General features: G+C 72.7%; 2 protein-coding genes and 2 pseudogenes. All 4 read right to left on the reverse strand.

Features of this window, described 5'->3' with window-relative positions; genetic code table 11:
• Nucleotides 1–10: 10 nt before the first annotated feature.
• Nucleotides 11–4066: an amino acid adenylation domain-containing protein gene (locus tag ACQEUX_RS03435; protein ID WP_433040932.1), complete on the reverse strand. Its 4056-nt coding sequence runs from the start codon at nucleotides 4064–4066 to the stop codon at nucleotides 11–13.
• A 27-nt stretch (nucleotides 4067–4093) separates the two neighbouring features.
• Complete coding sequence (locus ACQEUX_RS03440) at nucleotides 4094–9394, reverse strand: SDR family NAD(P)-dependent oxidoreductase (RefSeq protein WP_433040934.1); 5301 nt, start codon at nucleotides 9392–9394, stop codon at nucleotides 4094–4096.
• Nucleotides 9384–14636 (reverse strand): annotated as a pseudogene (locus ACQEUX_RS03445) (SDR family NAD(P)-dependent oxidoreductase); the annotation flags it as partial. The gene ACQEUX_RS03440 and the pseudogene ACQEUX_RS03445, both read right to left, overlap by 11 nt.
• A 233-nt stretch (nucleotides 14637–14869) precedes the next feature.
• A pseudogene (locus ACQEUX_RS03450) lies at nucleotides 14870–20677 on the reverse strand (SDR family NAD(P)-dependent oxidoreductase); the annotation flags it as partial.
• Between the last annotated feature and the right edge of the window lie 14 nt (nucleotides 20678–20691).

The raw sequence follows: 20691 nt of genomic DNA on the forward strand, positions 1-20691 counted from the left end.
GGTCCTCCACTCAGTCCATCAACGCGGCAATGGTGTCGACCGCGCGTCGGTCGATCAGCAGGGTGTGGTGTGTGCCGGGCAGGATCCGGGTGTGGACCGGGCTGCTGCTCAGCTCGGACCACCCCCAGTCGTCGGCGGCCGAGCACGGGTGCCCGGCGAACTCGGTGACCACCTCGGTCGCTGCGCGCACCACCGTGACCCGGGCATCCAGCCGGGTGCCGCGGTAGGAGTTGCAGGCTCGGACCACTTGCCGGAACGTCGCGTACGGTCCGGTGAGGTCGCCGGAGCGCAGGTCGGAACCAGCCCGCTCAAGCCCGGCAGCCAGCCGCTCGTCGGGTGGCAACTCGGCCAGGTCGCGCAGGTCGGCCGCGGACAGTCCGAGGTCGAGGTCCTCCAGGAACCACAGCGGCAGCGTTCCGTCGTCCACCTGCCGCGGCATCAGCGGGGCCGGTGCGTCGATCACCAGCAACCGTTCCACCCGGTGACCGCGGTGCTCCAACTGCCGGGCGATCTCGGCGGCGATGACCGCGCCGGACGACCAGCCGCCCACCCGGTACGGTCCGTGCGGCTGCGTCTCAGTGATGGCCCGGACGTACATCTCGGCGAGGTTCTCCACCGTCGTCACGGTGTCCGGGGCTTGCAGGGCATGTACCGTCGTGCCGGCCTGGTCGGCGAGGGCGCGGTAGCTGACGACGCTGCCACCCGCCGGGTGTACCAGGAACCAGCCGTCCCCGTCCCGCTTGGCCAGCCGCACCAGCGGCGACCAGGTCCCGGCGCGGGCGGTCAGCCAGGCTGCCAGCCCGGCGACGGTACGGTGCTCGAGCAGCACTCCGAGCGGCACCTGCCGGTCCAGCCGCTCCGCGATCAGCCCGCTCACCCGCAACGCCGCGAACGACTGCCCGCCCAGGTCGAAGAAGTCGTCGTGTACCCCGACCGGCCTGGTGTCCAGCACCGACTCCCAGATGTCGATCAGCGCGGCCTCGGTGTCGTCGCGCGGCCCGGTGTACTCGGCCCGGTCCTCGTTCCCGGCTGACCACAGCCCTTCGAGGGCCCGCCGGTCCGTCTTGCCGTTCGGTGTCAGCGGCAGCATGTCCAGCACCTGCACCTGGTGGGGCACCAGATAACCGGGTAGCCGGCCGGCGAGGTCCACGCGCAACGCGTCCGGGTCGACGCCGGGACCGTCCGGGTCGGCCACTACGAACGCGACCAGTTGACGCCCCGCGCCCGACGTGCGGGCCAGCACGGCCGCTCGAGCGGCGCCGGGAAAGTTGGTGATGGCGTGCTCGATCTCGCCCGGCTCCACCCGGTAGCCCTGGATTTTGATCTGGTAGTCGGTTCGGCCGAGAAACTCGATGTCCCCGTCCGGCAGGTAACGGCCCAGGTCGCCGGTGCGATAGAGCCGTTCCCCGGTACGCGGGTGGGTGACGAACGCGGCGGCCGTGCGCTCCGGGTCGTTCCAGTAGCCCAGCGCCACACCCGCGCCGCCGATGTACAACTGGCCGGGCACCCAGGTGGGCGCGTCGCGGCCGAGGTCGTCGAGAATGTGCCAGGTCTGGCCGGCCAGTGGGCGGCCGTACGGGATGCTCGGCCACGCCGGGTCCACCGCACCGACCGGGTAGCAGATCGACCAGATGGACGCCTCGGTCGCGCCGCCCAGACTGACCACCCGGGCGCCCGGCGCGATCCGCCGGACGAGGTCCGGCAGCGTGACCGGTACCCAGTCGCCGCTGAGCAGCACGACGCGCAGGTCCGGATAGACGCGTCCGGCCGCCTCGGCCGCCTCCGCGAACAACTGCATCAGCGCGGGTACGGAGTTCCACACCGTGACCCGCTCGGCGGCGACAAGGTCCAGCCAGGACGCGGGTTCGGTCTCGTGGTCGCCCGGTAGGACCAGGGTGGCACCGGCGGCGAGGGCGCCGAACACGTCGTACACCGACAGGTCGAAGCAGAGTGAGGAGACCCCGAACAGCACGTCGTCCGAGGTGACGCCGAAGCGTTCGTTGATGTCCGTGACGGTGTTCAGCGGACCGCGGTGGTCGAGCACCGCGCCCTTGGGTCGGCCGGTCGAGCCGGAGGTGAAGATGATGTACGCCGGGTCCTCCGGGCGCCGCGGCACCGGTGCGAACGGCGTGTCGCTGCCTTCCACGTCGGTCAACACCGCGGCGGCGCTGGTGTCGGCCACCAGGAGGTCGATCCGGTCGGCTGGCCACCGCGGGTCGACCGGGACGTACACGCCGCCGGCCAGCAGCACACCAAGCACTGCCACCGGCTGGTCCGCGCCCTTGGGGAGCAGCACCGCCACCCGGTCGCCCGCACGGACTCCCTCGTCCCGCAGCCGGCCGGCCAGGCGACTGGCGCGCCGGTGCAGGTCGGCATAGGTCAGGCGGGAGCCGGAGGCGACCACGGCCAGGTGATCCGGTCGGTCGGCGGCGCGCACCGGGAGGGCGTCGTGCAGCAGCCCGGCCGGCACCGGCCGTGCCGAATGGTTCAGCGTGACGCGCTGCTGCCGCTGATCGTCCGGCAGCAGGTCGAACCCGTGCTGCGACCAGGCATCCGGATCGGTGGCCAGCCGGCGCACCAGCCGGGCGTACGCATCCAGCATCGCGCCCGGCACCCCGTCGGGAAACATCGTGTCGATGACGTCCCAGATGACCAGCAGCCGCCCGTCGCGCAGTTCCCAGAACTCGGTGTCCAGCAACGTCTGCGGCGTCTCCAGCATGGCGAAGAACGGCTGTTCGGCCGGGCCCACGAACAGGGCGCTGCCCACCGCGTAGGGGCAGATAGCGCGCCCCGGCGTCTGGCGCACCTGGTTGAGCTTCTGCAGCACTTTGGCACCGCTGTAGTAGGCGTGCGCGACGTCGTCGAGCACCCGGTTCTGCAACCGCCGTGCCCGGTCCCGAAACGCCTCGTCGTGCCGCCAGTCCACCTCAAGTGGATAGAGCGAGGCGAAGTTGCCGAGTACCTCGGCCATCCGGGGGTGCAGCGGCAGCGGACGGTGGCTGATCATGTTGTTCAGCAGGAAATGCCGGGATCCGCTCCAAGACGCCAGCACCTCGGCGTGCGCGGCGAGCAGCGCGTTGCTCGGGGTGATGCCGGACGCCTCGGCCCGCCGCTTCAGCGCGGACCACACGTCGGCCGGGAGGCTGAGCTCCCGCCGGTTCAGCATCGACCGGCCGCGGTGCTCGCTGCCCGCCACCAGCGGCAGGTCCGGCGCATCCGGCCAGGCGGCCATCCGGTCCGTCCAGTACTTCTCCGCGGCGCGCCCGAGCGGGGATTCCTCCAGCTCGGCCAGCGCGAGCACGCAGTCCCGGAAGCTGACGTCCAGCTCGGGCAGATCCAGGTCGGGGTCGTGGTAGGCGCGGATCGCGTCGGAGATCAGCGCGACCCCGCTGGGCGCGTCGGTGAAGATGTTGTTGTTGTTCCAGTGCAGGCGGGCGCGGCCGCTGCCGTACCGGGTGATTTCCGGCTCCAGCCACGGCCAGCTCTCGTGTCGCGGTTCGCGCCGGCAGGTCTCCGCGCGGACCCGCTCGAGGTGGCGGGTGACCTCCTCGTCCGGTCGCCCGCGCAGGTCGGTCACCCGGACGGTGACCGGCTCCGGGTCGCGGACCGTCTGCATCCGCATGTCCGGGCGGGCCACCACCAGGCTGCGCCGGTGCCGCCGCAGTACCCGGTTGAGCGCCGCCTCGAACCGCTCCGGCTCCAGGTCGTCGAACTCGAACTCCATGTACTGGTGGGGCCGTACGTGGTACTCGAAGCCCTCCCGGCTGCCGATCAGGAACGACTGCTGGAGGTCCGACGGTAGGAACGGCTCGTACAGGGCCTCCAGATCGGGCACGATCAGCGGCAGGTTGGCGGCGTCCGGCAGGTCGCCGCGGGCCCGACGCAGCCAGTCGATCAGCGTCGGCTTCTCCCGGCTCACCGCCTCCCGCAGCTCCTGGGTCAGGCTGCCGCGCGGCGCACGGACCTCGATCTGGTCGTCACCGGCCAGCCTCAGCGTGATGCCGAGCCGGGCCAACTCGTGCAGCAGCGAACCGGTCGGGTAAGTATCGATGTCCGTGGCGAGCACTGCGGATACCTCTCTCTCCGGCCGACGTCAGAACGTCAGCACCTCGGTCTGCTCGGGATCGGCGGGTGTGTCGTCGGCGGCCAGCACGCTGCGCACCGAGAGCTGCCGGCAAATCAGCGCTGCCACGTCGGACGCGGTGCCGCCGCCGAACAGGAAGTCGGCCGAAACATCCGCGGCGTAATCGGCCCGGATCCGGTTGCGCAGCCGCAGGGTCAGGAGCGAATCCAGGCCGAGCAGATTGAGCCGGAGGCTGGCGAAGCCGGGGCGTATCTCGGCCCGGTCGGCCGCGGACAGACCGAGCAGCAGCGCGACCCGCTCGAACAGGTCGTCGAGCACCCGGTCGTGGGCCTGATCCGGGTCCTGGACGGCCAGCTCGGCCAACTCGTCCACCGCTGCGGCGGGAACGGGCGGCGTGGTGGCCGGAAGTACGTCGGTGAGCAGCGTGTACGGCTGCCCGCCATCGGTTGCCGTTTGGAAACGGGCCCAGTCGATCCGGGCCACCCCAACCTGTATGCCGTGCGCCGGAAGTGCGTCCAGGGCCTGCGCCGGGGCCATGGGCTCCACGCCGCCCGCCGCGATCCGGCCGGTCAGACCGGTCCGTGCGGCCAGCCCCACCTCGGCCCACGGCCCCCAGTTGACGCTGAGCGCTGGCAGGCCGTGGTGCTGGCGTAGCCCGGCCAGCGCGTCCAGGAACGCGTTCGCCGCCACGTAGTTTCCCTGACCGGCTGAGCCGATCAACGAAGCCAGCGACGAGTAGAGGACGAAGAAGTCCAGCGGCAGCCCGAGGGTCTCCCGGTGCAGGTGCCAGCTGCTGCGGACCTTGGCGTCCAGCACCGCCCGGTAGCGATCGCCGGTGAGTTCGGTGAGCAGGCCGTCGTCGATGACGCCGGCGGCGTGCACCACTCCGCGCAGCGGCGGCATCCCCTCTCCGACGAAGCGGAACAGTCCCGCGACGTCCGCCGGATCGGCGAGGTCCGCGCGGTGCAACTCGACGCGCACGCCGGCGCCGCGCAGGGCAGCCACCTCCGGAGGCTCCCGGTCGGGCACCGTACGACCGGCCAGCACCAGGGTCCGCGCGCCCCGCTCAGCCAGCCACGCTGCGGTTGCCAGCCCGAGGCCACCGAGCCCGCCGGTGATCAAATAGGTGGCGTCCGCGCGGACCCGTGGGCCGCCGGCCGGGGCGGCCGGCGCCTCGGTGAGCCGCTGTTCGAACCAGCACCCTGCGCGGATCGCCAGGTGACCGGATCCCTGCAGGGCGTCCGCCGCGGCCAGCACCTCGGCGATCGGCGGGACCGGTGCTGCCGGGTCCAGGTCGATCTGCACGCAGCGCAGGTAGGGATACTCGCTGATCACCGCGCGGGCGGCGGCGGTGAACGCGGCCTGGGCCGGGTCAGGTGCGGTGCCAAGCCCGGTGGCGGCGCCGGTCGAGCACAGCACCACCCGGGGCCGTTCGGCCGCGTGGTCCGCGAGGAAGTGCTTGAGCCGCTTGAAGACGTACCGGGTGATGCGATAGGCCGCCTCCACCGGGTCCTCGCCGGGCACCGGGGCGGCGTGCAGGATCAGCCCGCCCACACCCTCGGCCGTCCCGGAGCGCCAGGCGGTGGTCTGCGCGTCGTCGGTGCTCGCCACCTGCCACGTGCCGGTCGGCTCCCCGACCGGCGTCGGGTCGAACGGCTGCCAGACCAGCCCGTAACGGCGCGGCCCGGCCGCTGTCGAGGCGACCGACGTGAGTCGCAGCCCGCGGATGGTCACCAGCCGTTCGCCGGCCATGCCGATCAGGTCGAGGTCGAGCACGGTCGAGGTGTCCCCGCCCGGATCGATGCGGCGGGCGTGCACCCGGAAGCGCTCGGGCAGCCGGCTCGACACCTCGATCCGGTCCACCGACACCGGGATCCACCGGATGTCCGGTGACCCGGCGAACGTGCCCGCGACATGCAGGGCGGTGTCCAGCGCGACGGGGTGCAGCAGGTAGGCGTCGCCGTCGCGGGTGACCGCCTCGCTCACCACCTCCGCCACGGCCTCGGTACCGCTGTGGTGCAACCGGGTGAGGCCGCGGAACGTCGGGCCGTACGCCACACCGGCCCGGCGCGACCGCTCGTACAGCTCGGCGACGTCGCGCTCGGTCAGCCGGGCGGTGATCTCCGACAGGTCGGAATGGGACCCCACGGTCGGGTCGGCCGGCGTCACGGAGTCCACCGTCGCGTGCTCGTGCCAGTCGTCCCCGGACCGGCTGAAGCACCGTACCCGGTAGCCGGCCCCGTGCGGCTCGGCGCCGGCCTGCACGGTGGCCGGCTCGCCGGCGGGCAGCGGCAGGAACTCGGTGAACCGGATCCCGGTCAGCACCCACTCGGTCCGCTCGGCCTGGCCGGCGGCCTCCCGGGCGGCGGCCAGCGCCCACTCGACCAGTGCGGTGGCGGGAAGTACCGGGACGTCCATCAGCCGGTGCTCGTCGGTAAACCAGGGCCGCCGGTCGGTCAGTGTCCGGGTGAACCAGGCGGCGCTCGTACCGGCCAGGTCGATCCGGTCGCCGAGCAGCGGGTGAGCGCCGCAGCGGACCGGGCCGGCGGTGCGTGACGGCGCGTCCATCCAGCACCGGCGACGCTGGAACGGATAGGTGGGCAGCGGCACGATCTGGCCGGGGCGCCCGGTCAGCCGGTCCAGCCCGGCCACCCGGTGCCCGGCCAGATGCACCTCGGACAGCGCGGTGAGTAGCGTGCGGACATCCGGCCGGTCCGGGTGCAGGGTCTGCGCGACCACGATGCCGTCGGGTCGACCGCCGAGGGTCTGTTCGGTCAGGGCGGCGAGCGTCCCGTCCGGCCCGAGTTCCAGGAACGTGGTGGCACCCCGTCGCCGGAGCTCCCGCACGGTGTCCATGAACCGCACCGGCCGGCGGATGTGAGCGGTCCAGTGATCCGGTGAACGAAACTCGTCGTCGGTCACGGGGCGGCCGGTCAGGTGCGAGACGATAGGTATCCGCGGGGCCCGGTAGGTCATTCGGGCGGCCGTGGAGTGGAACTCCTTCAGGATGCCGTCGGTGTGTGGCGAGTGGAAGGCCCGGGTCGCCGCGAGCCGGCGACTGCGGTGCCCGTCCACGGCGAGGCGCTCGGCCAGCGCGAGCAGCACATCCCAGTCGCCGGCCAGTACCGTCGCGGTCGGCGCGTTCACCGCCGCCACATCCACCTGGCCGTCCAGACCGGCGAGGTACGGCCGGAGCGTCGCCTCATCCGCCTGGACGGCCAGCATGATCCCGGTGGCTGGCAGGCTCTGCATCAGCCACGCCCGGGCGGACACCAGTAGCGCCGCGTCCGGCAGGTCGAGCACCCCGGCGATGTGCGCCGCGACCAGTTCCCCGATCGAGTGCCCGGCGACCATGTCTGGTTCCAGGCCCAACGAGCCGAGCAGCCGGGCAAGCGCCACCTCGACCGCGAAGATCGCTGGCTGGGTGTACGCGGTCTGGTGCACCAGACCGGCGTTCTGGTCGCCAGGCTCGGCCTCGAGCACCGCGCGCACTTTCGGGTCCAGATGCCCGAGGACGTCGTCCAACGCCTTGGCGAACACCGGGCTGTGCCGGGCGAGGTCGCGGGCCATCCCGGGGTACTGGCTGCCTTGCCCGGTGAACAGCCATGCCAACGCGCCGGGCGGGCCGGCCACCCCGCGTAGCAGATCCGGCGCCTCGTTGCCGGCAGCCAGCGCGTCCAGGGCGGCGAGCCGCGCGTCCCGGCTGGCGGCGAGCACCACCGCGCCGTGCTCGAACGCGGTCCGGCTGGTCAGCAGGCTGGTCGACACGTCGCGTGCCCGCACCTCGGGCTGGTCCCGAGCCAGGCGGGCCAACCGGTCCGCCTGGGCCCGCAACGCCGCTTCGGAGCGCGCCGACAGCACCCAGGGCACCGGCGTCGCGTCATCCACACCGTCCTCGTCGGACTGTGGTTCGGGTGGGGGTTTGGTGGGTTGGGGTTGTTCGAGGATGAGGTGGGCGTTGGTGCCGCTGATGCCGAAGCTGTTGATGGCGGCGCGGCGGGGTGTGGGTGTGGTGGGCCAGGGTGTGGGGGTGGTGGTGAGGTGGATGGTGTTGTTCCAGGTGGTGTGGGGGGTGGGTTGGTCGATGTGGAGGGTGGGTGGGATGTGGGTGTGGTGGAGGGTGTGGGTGGTTTTGATGAGGGCGGCGATGCCGGCGGCGGCTTGGGTGTGGCCGATGTTGGATTTGATGCTGGTGAGGTGTAGGGGGTTGGTGGGGTTGCGGTGGTGGCCGTAGGTGTGGTGGATGGCGGTGGCTTCGATGGGGTCGCCGAGGGGGGTGCCGGTGCCGTGGGCTTCGAGGGTGTGGATGTCGTGGGTGGTGAGGTGGGCGTTGGTGAGGGCTTGGTGGATGACGTGTTCTTGGGCGGGGCCGTGGGGTGCGGTGAGGCCGTTGCTGGTGCCGTCTTGGTTGGTGGCGGTGCCGCGGATGATGGCGTGGATGTGGTGGTTGTTGGCTTGGGCTTGGGTGAGGGTTTCGAGGAGGACGAGTCCGGCGCCTTCGCTCCAGGTGGCGCCGTTGGCGGCGGCGGCGAAGGGTTTGGTGCGTCCGTCGGGGGCGAGGCCACGCTGCCGACTGAACTCGGTGAAGGTGATCGGCGTGGACATGACGGTGGCCCCGCCGGCCAGCGCCATGGTGCACTCGCCGGAGCGCAGCGCCTGCACGGCCAGGTGCACGGCGACCAGGCTGGATGAGCACGCGGTGTCGATGGTGACGGCCGGCCCGTGCAGACCGAGTGTGTAGGCGACCCGGCCGGAGGCGATTCCACCGGAGCTGCCGCTGGACAGGTGGCCGTCGAACCCGGACGGCGCGTGGTGCAGGCGGGAGCCGTAGTCGGTGTACATCAGGCCCGCGTACACACCGGTCGCGGTGCCGCGCAGCGACGCCGGGTCGATGCCGGCCCGCTCGATCGCCTCCCACGCGCACTCCAGCAGCAGGCGGTGCTGCGGGTCGATCGCCGCGGCCTCGTGCGGGGAGATGCCGAAGAACGCGGCGTCGAACTGGTCGGCGTCGTGCAGGAAGCCGCCCTGCCGGACGTACGAGGTTCCGGACCGGTCCGGGTCGTCGTCGAACAGATTCTCCAGGTCCCAGCCGCGGTTCGTGGGGAACCCGGTGATCGCGTCCACCTCGTTGAGGACCAGATCGAACAATTCCTCCGGGGTGGTCACTCCACCAGGAAACCGGCATGCCATGCCGACGATCGCGATCGGCTCGCTCTGCCGGGCCTCGGCCTCGGACAGGCGGCGTTTGGTCTCGTACAGGTCGGCAGTGACCCGCTTGAGGTAGGCGACCAGCTTCTCTTCACTTTCCATGGGACACCTCGCGGTTGAGCTCACTGTCGATGAGCGCGAACATCTCCTCCGCCGTGGCCCCGGCGATCCGGTCGGCTACCTCGCTGGGCTCCGGCCGGCCGCCGTCGAGCAGGCGACTCAGGTCTCGCAGCCGCGCGGCCACCCGGTCCCGCATCGTCTCGGGGATCGCCCGCAGCGTTGCCTCCAACCGGTCCAGGTCGGCCAGCACCGCCGGCGGTTCGTCTCCGGCCCTGGGGAACCGGGTGAGCAGATGCCGGGCCAGCCGCTCGGGGGTCGGGTGGTCGAACACCACGGTGGGCGGCAGTCGCAGCCCGGTGGCCACGCCGAGCCGGTTGCGCAGCTGCAGCGCGGTCAGCGAGTCGAAGCCCTGGTCGGTGAAACTGCGGTCGGCGCGGACCAGTTCCGGTGCCGGATGCCCGAGCACCCACGCGGCATGCCCGCGCACCAGATCGAGCAGGGTCCGCTGGCGCTCCGTGTCACTGCCGGCACCCAACCGTTGCCTCAGGGCGGCTCCCTGATCTGTGGCGGCGCCTGCGGCCGGTGCGCGGACCAGCCGTCGCAGCACCGGGGGAAGGGTCCGTTCGGCCGCCTGGGCGCGCAGCACCGCCGGGTCAATGCGGGCCGGGACGAGCGTCGCCGGTCCGGTGCCGGTCGCTGCGTCGAACAGAGCCAGCGCCGCCGCAGTGGACAGCGGCGCTACCAGGCTCCCGCGGTCCCGCCGGCCGCCGAGATGCCGGGTCATGCCGCTCTCCAACGCCCAGAAGCCCCAGGCCAGGCTCGTCGCGGCGAGCCCGTTCGCGCGCCGGTGGGCGGCCAGCGCGTCCAGGTAGCTGTTCGCCGCGGCGTAGTTGGCCTGACCGGCGGTACCGAGCACGCCGGCGATCGAGGAGAACAGCACGAACGCGGACAGGCCGAGGTGCCGGGTTAGCTCGTGCAGGTTCCGGGCACCGTCCACCTTGGGGCGCAGCACCCGGTCGAGCTGACCTGCGGTGAGGTCGGTCAGCAGGCTGTCGTCGAGCACCCCGGCGGCGTGCACCACGGCGACGAGCGGATGCCGGTCGGGGATCGCGGCCAGCGTCGCGGCGAGGGCGTCGCGGTCGGCCACGTCGCAGGCCGCCACGGTCACCTCGGCGTCCAGGTCCGGTGCCTCGCCACCGCTGCGGCTGACCAGCAGCAGATGGCGGACGCCGTGGCGGGCCACCAGGTGACCGGCGAGCACCCGGCCGAGCGTGCCGGTGCCGCCGGTGACGAGCACGGTGCCGTTCGGGTCGAACACCGGCGGGTCGCCCGGCCTGGCGGGCACCAGTTGGGGTATGAGGCAGCGCCCGTTCCGCACCGCGACCTGCGGCTCGTCGCCGGCCGGTATGGCGTCGCCGGTGTGGGAGTCGATCAACCGGATCCGGCCGGGATGCTCGGTCTGCGCGCTGCGGACCAGCCCCCACACCGCAGCCCCGGCCGGGTCGGAATCCTCGCCGTCGGTCACCGCGACCGCGCCGTGGGTCACCACGGCGAGGACGGTGCCGGTCAACCGCTCGTCGGCGAGCCAGCGCCGGAGCACGTCGAGGACCCCGGCGGTCAGCGCGGTCACGTCCGGGCCGGCCGGGACGGCAAGCACCGCCAGGTCCGGGGCCGGGCCCGCCCCGGCGAGCACTGTCTCGGCCTCCGGGTACGGGCCGGGGCGCAGGTCGGTGGCGGCCGGGAACCAGCGTGGCTCCAGCAGAGCGTCCGGGGTGGCTCCCAGGCTGTCCGTGGTCACCGGGCGGGTGACCAGTGAGTCGGCGGTGAGCACCGGGACACCCTCCGGATCGGTGGCGTGCAGCCGGATGCCGCCGCCGTCCGCCGGGGACAGCCGGACGCGCAACGCGGTGACGGCCGTGCTGCGATGCCGGGTGACGCCGGTCCAGGCGAACGGCAGCTCGACGCCGCCCGGTCCCGCGAGCAGCGCTAGCGGGTGCAGCGCCGCGTCGAGCAGCGCCGGGTGCAGGGCGTATCCGCCAGTTGGGCCGGGCAGGCGCACCTCGGCGTACGTGTCCCCGCCGTGCCGCCAGACCGCCTCCAGGCCCCGGAACATCGGGCCGTAATGGTGGCCTCGGGCGGCCAGATCGTCGTACCCGCCGGTCAGGTCGACAGGCTCGGCGCCGGGCGGGGGCCAGGCGCTGGGTGAGTCCGCCCAGGCGGGCTCACCAGGGGCCAGGACGCCCTCGGCGTGCCGGGTCCAGGACGGACCGCCCGTCCGTGAGCAGATCGTCACCGCCCGACGTCCGGCCGGGTCCGGCTCACCGGTCGCCACCTGCACGTCCACCCCGCCGGTGGGCAGCACCAGTGGAGTGTGCAGGGTCAGCTCGGCCACCCGTGGGCAGCCGGTCAGTTCGCCGGCGTGCAGGGCGAGGTCGAGCAGGGCGGTGCCGGGTAGCAGCGGGGTGCCGTGCACCGCGTGGTCAGCCGGCCAGGAGTGGGACTGCCGGGAGATCCGGCCGGTAAGCAGCAGGGTGTCGGTGCCACCAGGCTCGACCAGGGTGGGCAGCAGCTCGTGGCCGGAGACGCGCAGCCCGGACGCCGTCGCGTCGCCGTGATCGCGGGTGGTGAGCCAGTACCGCTGGCGCTGGAACGCGTAGGTCGGCAGCGCGGCTAGCGGGTGCGGACCGGCCGGCAGCGCCGCGGTCCAGTCCACCGCCCGGCCCCGGATGTGCAGGTCTGCTGCCGCAGCCAGGAACCGGACCGGGCCGGGTTCGTCACGGCGAAGGGTGAAGACACCGTACGCACCGCTGTCCCCGAAGCATTCCTCTACCGGGGTAGCCAGTACCGGGTGCGGACTGACCTCTAGGAACGACCGGTGCTCGGTGTCCAGCAGGCTCCGGACGGCGTCCGCGAACCGGACCGGCTCGCGCAGGTTGCGGTACCAGTACCCGGCGTCCATGTTGACGGTGTCGACACGGCCCCCGGTGACGGTCGAGAAGACCGCCACCTCGGCGGGCCGTGGTGCGATCCCGGCCAGCTGGTGGTGCAGCAGGTCGCGGACCGGCTCGACGCGTGCCGAGTGGGACGCGTAGTCAACCGGGATGCGCCGCGCTCGGATCTCCCGCTCGGCGCACCGGGCGAGCAGGTTGTCCAGCGCGGCGTTATCGCCGGAGACCACGGTGGCCGTAGGGGAGTTCACCGCGGCGACGGCGAGTCGCCCGTCCAGCAGCGCGTCGACCTCCGGAGCGGGTAGCGCCACCGACACCATGCCAGCGCCCGGCGCCAGGGACCGGACGGCTCGGCTGCGGACGGCCACGATCCGGGCGGCGTCCGGCAGGGTGAGCGCGCCAGCCACGTACGCGGCGGCGATCTCACCCTGGGAATGGCCCACTACCGCGTCCGGGTGCACACCGAAGGAGCGCCACAGCGCGGCGAGCGACACCATCACCGCGAACAGCGCCGGCTGCACCACGTCGACCCGGTCCAGCGGTCCGTGTAGCTCGTCGAGCAGCGTCCACTCCACGTGCGGGGCGAGCGCGTCGGCGCAGGCTTCCAGTTCGGCGCGGTACACCGGGAACCGCTCGATCAGGTCCAGGCCCATCCCGGCCCACTGCGACCCCTGGCCTGGGAATACGAATACGGTGCGGCCGGCGATCCGCTCCGGTGGGTCGGCCGGGTCGTGCAGCCCGCTGAGCAGCCCCTGCCGGTCGGCGGCGAGCACCACGGCACGTTCCTCGAAGGACGCCCGGCCGGCGGCCAGGGTGTACGCGATCGAGGCGAGGCGAGGTTCCGGGTCGGCGGCGATCGTGTCGTGCAGGCGGCGGGCCTGGTCACGCAGAGCCTGCCGGGTGCGCGCCGAGATCACGAACGGCAGCACGCCGGGAAGCGGCGGTTCGGGTGGGGGTTTGGTGGGTTGGGGTTGTTCGAGGATGAGGTGGGCGTTGGTGCCGCTGATGCCGAAGCTGTTGATGGCGGCGCGGCGGGGTGTGGGTGTGGTGGGCCAGGGTGTGGGGGTGGTGGTGAGGTGGATGGTGTTGTTCCAGGTGGTGTGGGGGGTGGGTTGGTCGATGTGGAGGGTGGGTGGGATGTGGGTGTGGTGGAGGGTGTGGGTGGTTTTGATGAGGGCGGCGATGCCGGCGGCGGCTTGGGTGTGGCCGATGTTGGATTTGATGCTGGTGAGGTGTAGGGGGTTGGTGGGGTTGCGGTGGTGGCCGTAGGTGTGGTGGATGGCGGTGGCTTCGATGGGGTCGCCGAGGGGGGTGCCGGTGCCGTGGGCTTCGAGGGTGTGGATGTCGTGGGTGGTGAGGTGGGCGTTGGTGAGGGCTTGGTGGATGACGTGTTCTTGGGCGGGGCCGTGGGGTGCGGTGAGGCCGTTGCTGGTGCCGTCTTGGTTGGTGGCGGTGCCGCGGATGATGGCGTGGATGTGGTGGTTGTTGGCTTGGGCTTGGGTGAGGGTTTCGAGGAGGACGAGTCCGGCGCCTTCGCTCCAGGTGGCGCCGTTGGCGGCGGCGGCGAAGGGTTTGGTGCGTCCGTCGGGGGCGAGGCCACGTTGCCGACTGAACTCGGTGAACATCCGAGGGTGCGCCATCACGGTGGCCCCGCCGGCCAGCGCCATGGTGCACTCGCCGGAGCGCAGGGCCTGGGCCGCCAGGTGCACGGCGACCAGGCTGGATGAGCACGCGGTGTCGATGGTGACCGCGGCTCCGCGCAGACCCAGGGCATAGGCGATTCGGCCGGACGCGACGCTGGTCAGGCCGCCGGTCAGCAGGTAACCCTCGGCGGACTCCCCACCGCGCGAGTTGTACTCGTTGTGGCCGACGCCGGCGAACACGCCGGTCGGCGTCCCACGCAGCGACATCGGGTCGATGCCGGCCCGCTCGATCGCCTCCCACGCGCACTCCAGGAGTAGGCGCTGCTGGGGGTCGGTGGCGAGGGCCTCGCGCGGGCTCATTCCGAAGAACTCCGCGTCGAACAGACCGGCGTCGTGCAGGAAGCCGCCCTGCCGAACGTACGAGGTTCCGGACCGGTCCGGGTCGTCGTCGAACAGATTCTCCAGGTCCCAGCCGCGATCGTCCGGGAAGTCACCGATCGCGTCGACCCCGTTGCGGACCAGGTCGAATAGTCCCTCCGGGCTGGTGACCCCGCCGGGGAACCGGCATGCCATGCCGACGATGGCGATCGGCTCGGGAGGCCCGCTCTCCAATTCGGCCAGCCGCTGCCGGGTACGGGTTAGATCCGTCGTCACCCAGCGCAGGTAGTCGGCGAGCTTCTCCTCGTTCGTCATCGATGTTCCCCCCATGCGTTCGCCCGGCCGAGGTGCTGGTCGATGAAGGCGAAGATCTCGTCCTGTCCGGCCGTCGCCAGATTGGTGTCCGCGCCTGGCGCGGGCCGACTCAGCGTGCGCAGCCGGTTCGCGAGGTCGTCTTGTCCGGCAGCTGCGGCGCGTTCGGCCAGCCGGCCCAGGTCGGCGAGGATGGACGGCGTGTCCTCGCCTGTGGCGGCTGGCTCGGCGCACGCCCGCAGGTGATCAGCGAGAGCGGCCGGGGTCGGATGGTCGAAGATCACCGTGGCCGGCAGGTCCGCCCCGGTCGCCGCGTTCAGCCGGTTGCGCAGCTCCATTGCGGTCAGGGAGTCGAAGCCCTGCTCCCGGAACGGCACCTCGGGGTTCACCGTGCCGGGATCCCGGTGGCCGAGAACCGCGGCGACGTGCGTGCGGACGAGCGCCAGCGGATCCAGGTCGCCGGTGGCGGCCGGGGGCTGGAGCATCCGGTCACCTGCCAGGTCCCGCAGCATCGGCGGCAGCAGCCCGGCTGCGGCCCGCTCGCGCAGGGCGCCCGGGTCGGGTCGGACGGCCAGCAGGGCGGCCGTGCCCGAGTCGAGCGCGGCGTCGAACAGGGCCAGCCCTCGCTCGTTGGAGAGGCCGGCGAAGCCGGTGCGCGCGATCCGGGCGTGGTCGGCATGGTCCAGGTCCCGGGCGATGCCGTCGGCCTCGGTCCACAGTCCCCAGGCGATCGACGTGGCCGGGAGCCCGGCCAGGTGGCGCCGTTCGGCGAGGGCGTCCAGGAACGTGTTGGCGGCCGCATAACTCGCCTGGCCCGGGCTGCCCAGCGCCCCGGCGGACGAGGAGAAGGTCAGGAAGGCCGCGAGATCGAGGCCGGCGGTGAGGTCGTGCAGGTGCCATCCACCGTCCACTTTGGGGGCGAGTACGCGGTCGAGTCGGTCTGGGGTGAGGTTGGTGAGTAGGGCGTCGTCGAGGGTTGCGGCGGCGTGGATGACGGCGGTGAGGGGTCGGTTGGTGGGGATGGTGGTGAGGAGTTTTTGGATGTGGGTGGGGTTGGTGATGTCGCAGGTGGCGATGTGGGCGCCGGGGATGTTGGTGGTGGTTGTTGTGGGGGTGCGGTTGGTGAGGATGAGGTGTTTGATGCCGTGGTGGTTGGCGAGGTGGCGGGCGATGAGGGTGCCGAGGGCGCCGGTGCCGCCGGTGATGAGGACGGTGCCGTTGGGGTTGAGTGGTTGGGGGATGGTTAGTACTACTTTGCCGATGTTGGCGCCTTGGCTGAGGTGTCGCATGGCTTGGGGTGCGTGGCGGATGTCCCAGCAGGTCACTGGTGGTGGGTTGAGGGTGCCGTTGGTTGTTAGTCGTATTACTTCGTGGAGCATTTCCGCGATTCGGTCGGGGCCGGCGTCGAGGAGGTCGAAGGTTTGGTAGTTGATTCCGGTGGGGGAGCGGGGGTCGGTTTTGCCCATTTCGATGAATCGGCCGCCGGGTCGTAGTAGTCGTAGTGAGGCGTCGATGAAGTCGCCGGCGAGTGAGTTGAGTACGACGTCGACGCCGTTGGTGAATTGGTGTTCGAATTCGAGGTTGCGGGAGGATGCGAGGTGGTTGGGGGGCAGGTTGAGGGTGGGGTGTTTGTGGGGGCTGGCGGTGGCGTATATCTCGGCGCCTAGGTGGTGGGCGAGTTGGATGGCTGCGTTGCCGACTCCGCCGGCTGCGGCGTGGATGAGTATGGTTTCGCCGGGCTGTAGTCCGGCCAGGTCGACCAGGGCGTAGTACGCGGTCAGGAACGCCACCGGAACGGCCGCACCGGTGCTGAAGGACCAGCCCTCCGGCAGCCGAGCCAACAGCCGGTGGTCGGTGACCGCGACCGGCCCCATCGCCCCGCCCGGGAACACCCCGAGCACCCGGTCGCCCGGCACCAGGCCGCTCACGTCGGCGGCCACCGCACTCACCACGCCGGCCGCCTCGGCACCGATCAGCGGCGATTCACCGGGGTACATGCCCAACGCGGCGAGCACGTCCCGGAAGTTGAGGCCGGCCGCGCGGACCGCGACCCGGACCTCACCCGGGCCGAGCGGGGTATCCGGCGCCGGCCCGGCGGCGACACCGAGACCGTCGAACGAGCCCGGCCGCAGCACCTCCAGCCGTGCGCCGGGCGGCAGGGCGGGCAGCTCGGGCTCGGCGGCCGGCACCACCCGCGGGAGGTGGGCGTGGCCGTCTCGGATCGCCACCTCGGGCTCGCCGAGCGCGACGGCGGCCGGCACCGCCTCGACTGACGCCGGCCGTCCGTCGTGGTCGACCAGCACCACCCGGCCCGGGTGCTCGGCCCGTACCGACCGGATCAGGCCCCATACCGCGGCCGCGGCCGGGTCCGGCACGTCTCGCCCGGCCCGGACCGCGACGGCGTCACGGGTCACCACGACCAGCGGCGGACCGTCCAGCCGTGTTTGGACCTCGGCCAACATCCGCCGCAACACGTCGTGCGTGCGGGCCGGCAGATTGGGGCCGTCTCCGGTGGGGCAGTGCAGATAGGTGACGTCCTCAGCGCCAGCAGCGGGCAGGTCGGCCGGTATCCACGCGGTCTGGAACAGGTCCCGGCTGGGGCCGCCCTCGGCCAGCGGGCGCAACTCGAGGTCGTCGACGGTCAGCACGGTGGCACCGCGCTCGTCGGCCGCGTGCAGGCGGAAGCGGTCGCCGCCCCGAGGGCTCAGCCGGACCCGCCACGTCGCGGCGGGCCGGTGCACGGTGACGCCGCGCCAGGCGTACGGGACGAGCAGACGGTCGGTGTGCCGGGCCAGCACGTGCAGGGCGGCGTCCAGCGTGGCCGGGTGCACGGTGTGCCCGTCCGGGGCCGGGCCGGTCACCTCGGCCAGCAGGTCAGCACCGGCCCGCCAGGCGCGACGAACACCTTGGAACTCCGGCCCGTAGCGCAGTCCCCGGTCGGCCAGGTCGAGGTAGAGATCGTCGGTCGGCACCGGCTCGGCGTCGGGCGGCGGCCACGGTCCAGGGTCCTCGGCAATGGCGGATACCACCGGTTCGAGCCGCCCGGTGGCGTGCCGCTGCCAGGGCGTACCGGCCCGGTCGGCGCGGGCGTGCACGGTCACCTCGCCGGAGGCGGCCCGCACCTGAATCCGTACGGGGGTGTCCGCGGGCACGACCAGTGGGGTCTCCAGGATCAGTTCGGCCACCCGGCCGCCGGCGCACAGCACAAGGTCGAGCAGGGCAGTGCCGGGTACGACCACCTCGCCGCGTACCCGATGCCCGCTCAGCCAGGCCGGGAAGCCGGCGGCGATCCGGCCGGTCCACACCGTCTCCCCGGTGCCGGCCACCTCGATGACCGCGCCGAGCAGGGGATGCCCGGTCGCGTCACGGTGATCGGTGGCGGGTGGCTCGTCCAGCCACAGTCGCTGTCGCTCGAACGGGTAGGTGGGCAGGTCGGCGTGGCCGTGGGCGGGTGGGTTGACGGCGGGCCAGTCCACCGCCGTCCCGCGGGTGTGCAATTCGCCGAGGGCGCGTAGGAACGTCTCCGGCTCGGGGCGGTCGCGCCGCAGCGTGGCCACGCCGCCGTCCGGGATCAGCGGGGCCAGCGCCGCATCCGGGCCTATCTCCAGGAAGGTCCGGATGCCGTCGCCGGTCAGGTGCCGCACCGCGTCGTGGAAACGGACCGGTTCCCGCATGTGCCGCACCCAGTGGTCCGGGCCGGCCTCATCGCCGGTCATCGGCCGCCCGGTGCGAGTGGAGATGAGCGGCACGACCGGGGCGCCGCCCGTGATCCCGGCCGCCACCGCCCGGAACTCGGCCAGCACCGGATCCAGGTGCGCCGAGTGGAACGCATGGCTGACGGCCAGCGGCCGGACCTGCAAACCGGCCGCCCGGGCTTCGACGGCCAGCCGGTTGATGGCCGTCCGATCGCCGGACGCCACCACGGCCGTCGGACCGTTCACCGCGGCGATCTCGCTGCCGGCGGGCAGTAGTCGGCGGACCTCGTCCTCGGCCGCCGCGACCGCCACCATCGCTCCGTCGGGCCGGGCCCGCTGCATCAGCCGGCCCCGGGCGGTGACCAGCAGCGCCGCGTCGGCTGGGGTGAGCACACCGGCCACCCGGGCCGCGGTCAGTTCGCCGATCGAATGCCCGGCCACCGCGGCAGGCACCACGCCGGCCGATTTCAGCAGACAGGTCAGCGCGACCTGCACCGCGTACACGGCCGGCTGGGCGTACTCGGTGCGGGACAGCAGTTCCGCCGACCCGAGCACCGTACGCAGCGGAACGTCCAGGTGCGGGTCGAGTTCCGTCCCCAGCTCCTCGAGGGCGTCCGCGAACACCGGGAACCGGGCGGCCAGCCCGGCGCCCATGCCTGGCCGCTGTCCGCCCTGACCGCTGAACACGAACGCCAGCCCGCCGGTGACCAGCCGGCCGCTCACGCCGCGGCCCTCGGCGAGGGCGGTGAGCTCCGCCTGCAGCCCGTCCCGATCGGCGCCCACCGCGACCGCGCGCTCGTCGAACGCCGTCCGGCCGGTGGACAGGGTGTGCGCGGCAGCCGCAGGGTCCAGCGCGGGGTCGTTACGCAGGCGCTCGAGCAGCCGGGCCGCGGTCACCCGCAACGCGGCGGGGGTGCGCGCCGACAGCGGCCAGGCGAGCGCTTCCCGCGTGGGCCGGTCCCGGCCGGTCGTCGGCTCGTCGGGCGCCTGTTCGAGGACGAGGTGGGCATTGGTGCCGCTGATCCCGAACGAGGAGACCGCGGCCCGGCGCGGGCGGTCGGCAACAGGCCAGGGCTCGTTGGCGGTGAGTAGCCGGATCTCGCCGCCCGACCAGTCCACCTCGGGAGTGGGCCGGTCCACGTGCAGGGTGCGCGGCAGCACGCCGCGCCGCATCGCCTCGACCATCTTGATCACACCGGCCACTCCGGCCGCGGCCTGGGTGTGCCCGAGGTTGCTCTTGATCGAACCGAGCCGCAGTGGCCGGTCGGCCGGGCGCTGCCCGTACGTGGCGATCAGGGCTTGCGCCTCGATCGGGTCGCCCAACCTGGTGCCGGTGCCGTGCGCCTCCACCGCGTCCACGTCGGCCGGGGTCAGCCGCGCGTCGGCCAACGCGTCGCGGATGACCCGCTCCTGGGCGGGCCCGCTCGGCGCGGTCAGCCGGCTGCTGGCACCGTCCTGGGCGACCGCGCTGCCCCGGATCACGGCCAGCACCGGGTGCCCGTGGCGGCGGGCGTCAGCAAGCCGTTCCAGCAGCAGTAAGCCCGCACCCTCGGACCAGGCGGTGCCGTTCGCGGCGGCGGCGAACGACCGGCACCGGCCGTCCGGCGAGAGTGCGCGCTGCCGGCTGAACTCCACGTACGGTCGGGGGGTGGCCATCACTGTCGCGCCGCCGGCCACGGCGAGCGTGCAGTCGCCATGACGCAGAGCCTGCGCTGCCAGGTGAATCGCGACCAGCGACGACGAGCAGGCGGTGTCCACCGTGACGGCCGGGCCCTCCAGCCCGAAGGTGTACGCCACCCGGCCGGACGCGATACTGCCCGCGCTGCCGCTGAGCGTGAAACCCTCCAGCTCCGGCGGCACCCGCCGCAACCGGCCGCCGTAGTCCGCGTGGATCACGCCGAGATAGACACCGGTGCGGCTGCCGCGCAGGGAATCCGGCATGACTCCGGCGCGTTCGAACAGCTCCCATCCGGTCTCCAGCACCAGCCGCTGCTGCGGGTCGGTGGCCAGCGCCTCGCGGGGGCTCATCTGAAAGAACGCCGGGTCGAAGTCACCCGCGTCGTAGAGGAAGCCTCCGCGTCGGGTGTAGGTGGCGCCGGTCGTCGCCGGGTCCGGGTGGTACGGCGCGGTCGCGTCCCAGCCGCGGTCGTCCGGGAAGTCGCCGGTCGCGTCGGTGCCGTTCTCAACCAGTCGCCACAACTCCTCCGGTGACCGCACCCCTCCGGGGAACCGGCAGCTCATCGCCACCACCGCCACCGGTTCGGCGGCACGGTCCAGTTCGGCAAGGCGGTGGCGCGCGTCACGCAGGTCGTTGACCGTCCGCTTCAGGTAGTCGCGCAGCCGTTCCTCGGTGGTCATCGGGT

Source organism: Micromonospora sp. CA-259024, from assembly GCF_050936255.1.
Taxonomy (GTDB): domain Bacteria; phylum Actinomycetota; class Actinomycetes; order Mycobacteriales; family Micromonosporaceae; genus Micromonospora.